The sequence below is a fragment of the Anabaena sp. CS-542/02 genome (assembly GCF_028331085.1).
GTDB classification, from domain to species: Bacteria; Cyanobacteriota; Cyanobacteriia; order Cyanobacteriales; family Nostocaceae; genus Anabaenopsis; species Anabaenopsis arnoldii.
The window spans coordinates 24,855-32,777 of record NZ_JAQMTM010000071.1 but is presented as its reverse complement, the minus strand read 5'-3'; the positions used below and the strand labels follow the sequence as shown (position 1 = coordinate 32,777).

Here is a 7,923-nt window from a genome sequence, read left to right as displayed (position 1 = left end):
ATCTAACTATTGTACCTATACTTTTCGGAAAGTATGAAAGTGATTCATACATCCAATCCAATAATTTTATTATACTATCTCCCCATGATTTAGTTGTTTCAAATATATCTCTAAATTCTTCTTTTAGTGAGTGCATTTTGGCAAGTTTTGGTGACACTTCTTGCACAGACCTTAATTTTTCTTTCTGCTTTTCATTGAGAGAGTCTTCATTTTTAATCAAGCTATATTTGCTTTTGTTTAACGCCTCCAATATTCGTGATTTTTCCGATTTATTATCTAGCGCCATAGCTGCCTTCTTTTCCGTTTTACGCATACTATCTAATTCATCATTTACTTGTTTCATTACATGAAATCTATCAGCAGTTACATTAGCATTTGGCATTAACTCTTCTACTAAACTTTTATAAGGAGACCAGAGGTCAATGCTAACTTATTGAATTTTATTAAGTATCTCAAATCCCAAACTGACAAGAACTTCACGGATATCTTCTATTCGTCTTGATTGCACTATCTCAATTGGTTTATGACTATCTAAATCTACTATTACTGCTAAATAGTCTCCTTGTCCTTTAACTAAAGCTATTTCATCTATACCTAACCTTTTTACCTGACTTAAATTTATATTTAATATTTGCTTTTCTTGCTTTTTTAACATTGATTCTACTTCTTCGTCACTTAAATCATTTCTTTCGGCAACACTGCGTATGTTACTATTTAATACTTGTTGCACTATATCTATCGCTAATCTTTTCGTATATCCTTTACTTTTATCTACAAAATCTAGGTTTTCACTAAAAACTTTCTTACACTTGTGACATTTAAATTGGCGACGATTTATTTTTAATAGAACTGGTTTTTTACTCCAAGGTAAATCATGGATCATCCGCCAGTGATTCTGATGTATACTATGAGTGATTTGTCCACAGGATGGACAAGTCGAATGATTCACCCCTTTTTCTAGTGTTATAATTATTTCTCCCCCTTCAATTTCTTGAAAATCTAATACTTTCATATCGGGAAGATTCAAGATTTTCTCTACAGTAAATTTAATGGCGATCGCCTAAAAAAATATGATATTTATAATATATAATATAATATGTGTGATAATTAAAGTATGTTATATATTGCTTAAATGCTTGTAGAGTATATATTACAGACATTGATATCACTCAATTATAGTCATTAAAAGTTACTAGATTTCCCTAGTAGCCATAAAAATGCCGGAAGAACCACTATTCCCCCGCATCAACTTCTCCACAATGGGAGATATCCGGTTATGTAGCTCCTGATCATAATTGAAAACTTCCTGCATAATTCCTCTGCATAAATCAACTGATGATCTGAATTATAATTACAGCAACCGCCAAGGTGGTTAGGACACAAACAGAAGATAAAACCATTGAAATTCAAGCGTTTCAAGGCTTCCCCCTGCTATAAATCCTCTGGGCGTTACCTGTGGGTTCACCTCCGCACCCCTTGGAGTTAAAAAAAAGGGTAGACCCTTAAGCCTACCCAAAAAAGCTGAAATAATATTGCTTAACCCAATAAAGCCTTAGCCTTAGCCAATACGTTATCAACGCTAAAGCCAAACTTCTCCATACAAACACCACCGGGAGCGGAAGCGCCAAAGCGGTCAATACTCACGGTATCACCTTCACTACCGACGTATTTATGCCAACCGAAACTAGCAGCAGCTTCTACAGATAAACGCTTAGTTACAGCTTTAGGTAGAACAGACTCTTTATAAGCTGCTTCTTGCTCATCAAACAAATCGGTTGAAGGCATAGAAACAACCCGGACTTTCTTACCTTCTGCGGTGAGTTTCTCAGCAGCGGTTACACACAGACTCAATTCAGAACCAGTACCAATCAAGATAATATCTGGTGTACCTTCACAGTCTACTACTGTGTATCCACCCTTAGCCACATTCTCAACTGAAGTACCTGCCAAGTTAGGAACATTCTGACGGGTGAAAGCTAGCAGAGTCGGATCATTCTGCTTGGCTCTTTCAATCGCCACCTTGTAAGCGCCAGAGCATTCGTTACCGTCTGCGGGACGAAATACAGTCAGGTTGGGAATAGCACGCAGGGAAGCTAGAGTTTCTATAGGTTGGTGTGTGGGTCCATCTTCACCTTGACCAATGGAGTCGTGAGTCATCACCCAAATTGCTCCAGCTTGAGACAAAGCAGATAAACGGATAGCCGCCCGCATATAATCTGTGAAAATCAAGAAGGTAGCACCGTAGGGAATTAATGCCGAACCATGAAGAGCTATACCATTACAAATTGCTCCCATAGCGTGTTCCCGAACACCAAAGTGAATGTTGGGGTTTTGGTATGCTCCTTTTTGGAAGTCGCCCTTACCCTTGAGTTCAGTTAAGTTGGAGTGGGTCAAATCCGCAGAACCACCAATCAACTCAGGTAAAACCGCTGACAATTTATTGAGGCAAGTTTCCGAGTGTTTACGGGTAGGTAGTCCTTTATCTGCGGGGGTGTAGGTAGGCAATACTTGCTCCCAACCGGCGGGCAGTGTACCATTGACGTAACGTTCAAACTCAGCGGCTTCTTGGGGATATTTAGCCTTGTAATCAGCAAATGTCTTAGTCCAGTCAGCTTCGTAACCTGCGCCACGTTCTACAGCTTTGCGTGTGTGGTTAAGAACATCTTCAGGAATTACAAAAGGTTCGTGTTCCCAGCCCAAATTCTTCCGGGTTAATGCTACCTCATCTCCACCCAAAGCGGCACCGTGAATACCAGCAGTATTAGCCTTGTTGGGGGAACCATAACCGATGGTGGTGGTTACCTTAATCATGGTGGGCTTGTCGGTGACGGCTTTGGCGGCTGCAATTGCTTGGGCAATAGCCTCTAAATCTGTATTTCCATTTTCAACGTGTAGGACGTGCCAACCGTAAGATTCAAAGCGTTTTGATACATCTTCTGTGAAGGCTACATCAGTAGAACCATCGATAGAGATGTGGTTGTCGTCATACAATGCAATCAGTTTGCCTAAGCCCAAGTGACCCGCAAAGGAAGCCGCCTCACCAGATACACCTTCCATGTTGCAACCATCACCTAAAATCACATAGGTATAGTGGTCAACAATTTTGGCATCTGGTTTATTGAATTTAGCAGCTAAATGAGCTTCGGCGATCGCCAAACCCACACCATTAGCAATTCCTTGACCCAGGGGACCGGTGGTGACTTCTACCCCTGGGGTTTCAAAATTTTCTGGGTGGCCTGGGGTCTTAGACCCCCATTGACGAAACTGCTTAATATCCTCAATACTGACACTATCATAGCCTGTCAGGTAAAGCAGGGCATATTGCAACATGGAGCCATGACCAGCAGACAAGATAAAGCGATCGCGGTTGAACCACTTAGGATTTTTGGGGTTAAATCGCATAAAGCGATCCCAGAGGACAAAAGCCATAGGAGCCGCCCCCATGGGTAATCCTGGATGTCCCGATTTAGCTTTTTCTACGGCATCAACCGCCAAAAAGCGAATAGAGTTAATACAAAGTTCTTCGAGGGATTGGGTTGCAACAGCCATAATTTCTGATATTTAACGACGGGTTAGCATTCTTGGAAGTTCTTTTCTCCCTGTGGTGAATTTGAACAATTAACAGTTATGGGTGATCAGTGTTATGAGTTCAGCCTGTTAACTGAGCATTCATTCAAATTGTCCCACAGTATGTTTATCATCCCATTCCCTATGGTTGATCGACAAACGGGATCTCCTGAGATTCTACTGATAAATCACTGCCATCATTAGGTCATGCTGAACCATTGATTGAGCAATGAAGGATGTTTGTGATACTTTCGCAGAAAATCAACTCAGGAGAGGCCAAAAACGGCAAACTGGAGAATTTTAGACATATTTCTTAAAGGCTAGTGTGACATTATGACCACCGAAGCCAAAAGAGTTAGATAGTGCCACATCAACCTTTTGAGCGCGGCTGTGATTAGGGACATAATCTAAGTCACACTCTGGGTCGGGGTTTTCTAAATTTATAGTAGGGGGAATTTGATCATTAGCGATCGCTAACACAGTCGCTACTGCTTCAATACCTCCCGAACCGCCCAAAAGATGACCTGTCATCGACTTGGTAGAGCTAACAGGGACTTTATAGATATGCTCGCCCAAAGCCGTTTTCATAGCCGCGGTTTCTGTAGAATCATTAGCTGGGGTGCTAGTCCCATGAGCATTAATATAGCTAACCATTTCCGGGGTGAGTCCACCATCTTTGAGAGCCAATTGCATAGCCCTAGCCGCACCTTCTCCCCCTGGTACTGGGGCGGTCATGTGGTAAGCGTCACAGGTCATCCCATAGCCCACCATTTCCGCATAAATGCGAGCCCCACGACTCAAGGCGTGTTCTAGTGATTCTAGAATCAGAATACCCGAACCTTCACCCATAACAAAGCCATCGCGATCGCGATCGAAAGGACGACAAGCATGAGCCGGGTCATCATTGCGAGTGGAAAGGGCCCTAGCTGCGGCAAATCCAGCCACACCTAAAGGGGTAATTGCCGACTCACATCCCCCGCAAATCATCGCCTGAGCATAACCATTTTGAATGAGGCGAAAAGCATCACCAATGGCATTAGAACCCGCAGCGCAGGCGGTCACAGAGCAGGAATTAGGACCTTGAGCACCGGTGTGAATCGCCGTTAATCCCGCCGCCATATTGGCGATCATCATGGGAATCATGAAGGGACTACAGCGATCAGGTCCACGGTTGAGGTAGATTGTTTGCTGGTCTTCCATCACCTTCAACCCACCAACCCCGGAGCCAATTATCACTCCCACCTGCTGGGAATTGAGTTCATTAATCACCAATTTGGCATCAGATACAGCTTGTTTAGCAGCCGATACCCCAAATTGGGAAAACCGATCCATCCGCTTGGCTTCTTTGCGATCCATATAAGCGAGGGGATCGAAGTTTTTCACTTCACCAGCAATGCGACAATCATGGCTAGACGCATCAAAAAATGTGATTTTGTCAATGCCATTACGTCCGCTTAACAATCCTTCCCAATATTCATCTGGTGTATTACCAATAGGTGTAATCGCGCCAACACCAGTTACAACAACACGGTTACGTTTATAATCTGTCATTTCTCAGTTAAAATTGGCGAGAAAGCTGCAAAAATAGGGACTCCGTACTGGGAAGCAGGTATGGTCATAAACCCGATAATAGTTAATTGAGAAGATTTTGCTCCATATCTAATTATTACCAGTCCTAAATACCCAGTACCCAATTCCCAATAGCTATTTAAGCCGATGCAGCAACTTTTTCGTTGATGTAATCTACCGCCTGTTGAACGGTAGTAATTTTCTCAGCGGCTTCATCGGGAATTTCGATATCAAATTCTTCTTCCAATGCCATCACCAATTCCACCGTATCTAGGGAATCAGCTCCTAGATCATCGGCAAAACTAGCCTCTGGTTTAATTTTGTCCTCTTCAACACTTAGTTGGTCCACAACAATTTTTTTGACCTTTCCAAAAATGTCTGTTTCACTCATACAATCAAATTCCTTGACCGGTTGATATTATGCGCTCTTTATAGGCATGTGGTTTTGAGCATATACATCTTATCGGAAAGAGGGATCACCCGTATACTACCAAGGGCTTTTCCTCAAGAAAACTCTCATCCCCAAGGGCACACTTAGGTTCTGTACCTAAGATAACATCTCGAATACTCAAAAAACCCATTTACCCCAAGGCCACTAAATCCCTACTTTTCTAAAGGTTATTATCAGGGATAACTGCCCTGATCCAAACATCCAAACATATTTTTATATGCTATCTTCCCCCCTCAAATACGCTTATTACCCCGGCTGTGTAGCCCAAGGCGCTTGCGGAGAGCTTCACTTATCCACTCAAGCTTTAACCCAAGCATTGGGTATTGAACTGATTTCGCTCAAAAAAGCCGCTTGCTGCGGTTCCGGCACATTTAAAGAAGATTCCCAATTACTCGAAGATACTGTCAACGCCCGCAATATAGCTTTAGCTGAGGAGTTAAATCTACCCTTACTTACCCATTGCAGCACTTGTCAGGGGGTTATCGGTCATGTGAACGAAAACCTCAAGCAATGCCAAACAGACAACCCTAGTTACCTAAAACAAGTCAATGGCCTACTAAATCAACAAGGCTGTTTACCTTATCGCGGTAGTACCGAAGTTAAACATATTCTCTATGCCCTCATTACAGATTATGGTTTAGAGGCAATTAGTCAACGAGTCACTCATAAGTTAACCGGATTAAACTGTGCTGCTTTTTATGGCTGTTATCTCCTGCGCGCCCAAAAACATATGCCCTATGATGACCCCTTCCGCCCCGAAGGTATGGAAAATTTATTTCGAGCGGTAGGCGCAACACCCATTTATTACCGTGGTCGTACCCAATGCTGTGGCTGGCCTCTTGCTAGCTACGCCACCACCGAGTCTTTTAAGATGGCGGGGATGCACATTCAAGAAGCCCTAGAAAATGGGGCTGATTGTATAGTCACTCCTTGTCCTTTGTGTCATCTGAATTTAGATTCCCGTCAGCCAGAGGTGGAAAAGGTAATTAACAAACGATTAGGTTTACCCGTCCTGCACTTACCCCAGTTGATTGCTTTGGCTTTAGGGGTTAGCCCCAAGGAACTTGGTTTAGATCGTCACATCGTTTCTACAAAGCCAGTGTTAGAAAAATTGGGGATTAGTTAGTTACTTTTTTCCCTTCTGCCGTTGTAATTGCTTGAAGGATTGATACATTTCTGGTAAGCGATTGTATATGGCAGATACTTTCAGATACAGTTTGTGGGGAACTGCTGGCATCCCGGAAACTATTTCCCCCGGTGCCACATCATGATGAATGCCGGATTTAGCAGATGCCATCGCCCCATCACCAATTTTTACTTGATTCGACACTCCTGACTGTCCGGCTAAGATCACCCGATTCCCCACTTTTACCCCTCCGGCTAGTCCAGATTGCCCGGCAATAGCACAATTTACCCCAATCTGGCAACCGTGTCCTATTTGTACTAAATTATCAATTACTGTCCGGCTTCCTATCCGTGTTTCTCCCACAGCCGGGCGGTCAATGGCACTATTACAGCCAACTTCTACCCCATCTTCCAAGACAGTATAACCTGACTGTTGCATTTTTAACCAACCAGTGGGGGTAGGTACAAAGCCAAAGCCTTCTGCACCAATCACAGCCCCACTGTGAATCACGCAATCCGCACCGATGCGGGTACGTTCATGGATGGTACAGTTAGCGTGTAAGATGGTGCGATCGCCGATTTTGGCATCGGGATAAATTACCACATTGGGATGAATAATCGCACCATGACCAATTTCCACATCCTGCTGAATCACCGCATGGGGACCAATATAAACATCATTACCGACTTTGGCTGTGGGATGAATCACCGCAGTGGGGTGAACTTCTGGCTGGGGACGGTATGGTTGATAAAAAAGTGCGATCGCTTGGGCAAACAACAGGCGGGGTTCTGGTGTAGCTATCCAGGCGATACCCCGCTCTTCTGCTTGGGACTGTAGTGTTTTATCCCGGGGTAAGATTAAAGCGCTAGCCTGGGTCTGGCTGACAAGAGGAGCGAATCTTGCCCCTTCTATATAACTCAGATGACCAAGTTTAGCTTCATCCACAGCAGCTACACCTGTAATTTCTGGATTTTGAACGGGAGCAATGCTGAGGCTGTTATCTGTAGCTAATTCACCCATTCTATCAACAATTTCGCTGAATTTCATTTTTAGGTGTGTTCAAATCTAAAAACATTGAAGCATAGAGAAGGACATTTGTGTACACGGAAACTTCAGCTATAACTGATCATTCGGGAGCAAAACTTATGTTACTTAATTTTATATATACTTGCAATCTATTCTCAAGTATTTTAAACTCAGTTGAGAATAA

The 7,923-nt window shown here is 43.1% G+C and carries 5 protein-coding genes and 1 pseudogene; 1 reads left to right on the top strand and 5 read right to left on the bottom strand.

Annotation, left to right across the window (positions count from 1 at the left end; translation table 11 throughout):
• The 4 genes and pseudogenes from PN447_RS07215 to acpP form a co-directional block, all read right to left on the bottom strand.
• Positions 1-1,051 (bottom strand): annotated as a pseudogene (locus PN447_RS07215) (ISL3 family transposase); the annotation flags it as partial.
• A 485-nt stretch (positions 1,052-1,536) separates the two neighbouring features.
• Complete coding sequence (tkt, locus tag PN447_RS07210) at positions 1,537-3,549, bottom strand: transketolase (RefSeq protein WP_271762014.1); 2,013 nt, start codon at positions 3,547-3,549, stop codon at positions 1,537-1,539.
• Between the two features lie 318 nt (positions 3,550-3,867).
• Positions 3,868-5,118, bottom strand: coding sequence for a beta-ketoacyl-ACP synthase II (gene fabF / locus PN447_RS07205; protein WP_271762012.1), 1,251 nt, complete (start codon positions 5,116-5,118; stop codon positions 3,868-3,870).
• Positions 5,119-5,275: 157 nt separating this feature from the next.
• The gene (gene acpP / locus PN447_RS07200) at positions 5,276-5,527 is read right to left on the bottom strand and encodes an acyl carrier protein (protein ID WP_271762010.1); all 252 of its coding nucleotides are present in this window, start codon (positions 5,525-5,527) and stop codon (positions 5,276-5,278) included.
• Between the two features lie 277 nt (positions 5,528-5,804).
• On the opposite strand from acpP, the gene PN447_RS07195 reads away from it, so the two are divergent.
• Complete coding sequence (locus tag PN447_RS07195; protein ID WP_271762008.1) at positions 5,805-6,713, top strand: CoB--CoM heterodisulfide reductase iron-sulfur subunit B family protein; 909 nt, start codon at positions 5,805-5,807, stop codon at positions 6,711-6,713.
• Here the strand turns inward: PN447_RS07195 and lpxD are convergent, their stop codons facing one another.
• Positions 6,714-7,760: a UDP-3-O-(3-hydroxymyristoyl)glucosamine N-acyltransferase gene (gene lpxD / locus PN447_RS07190; protein WP_271762006.1), complete on the bottom strand. Its 1,047-nt coding sequence runs from the start codon at positions 7,758-7,760 to the stop codon at positions 6,714-6,716.
• Positions 7,761-7,923: the final 163 nt, after the last annotated feature.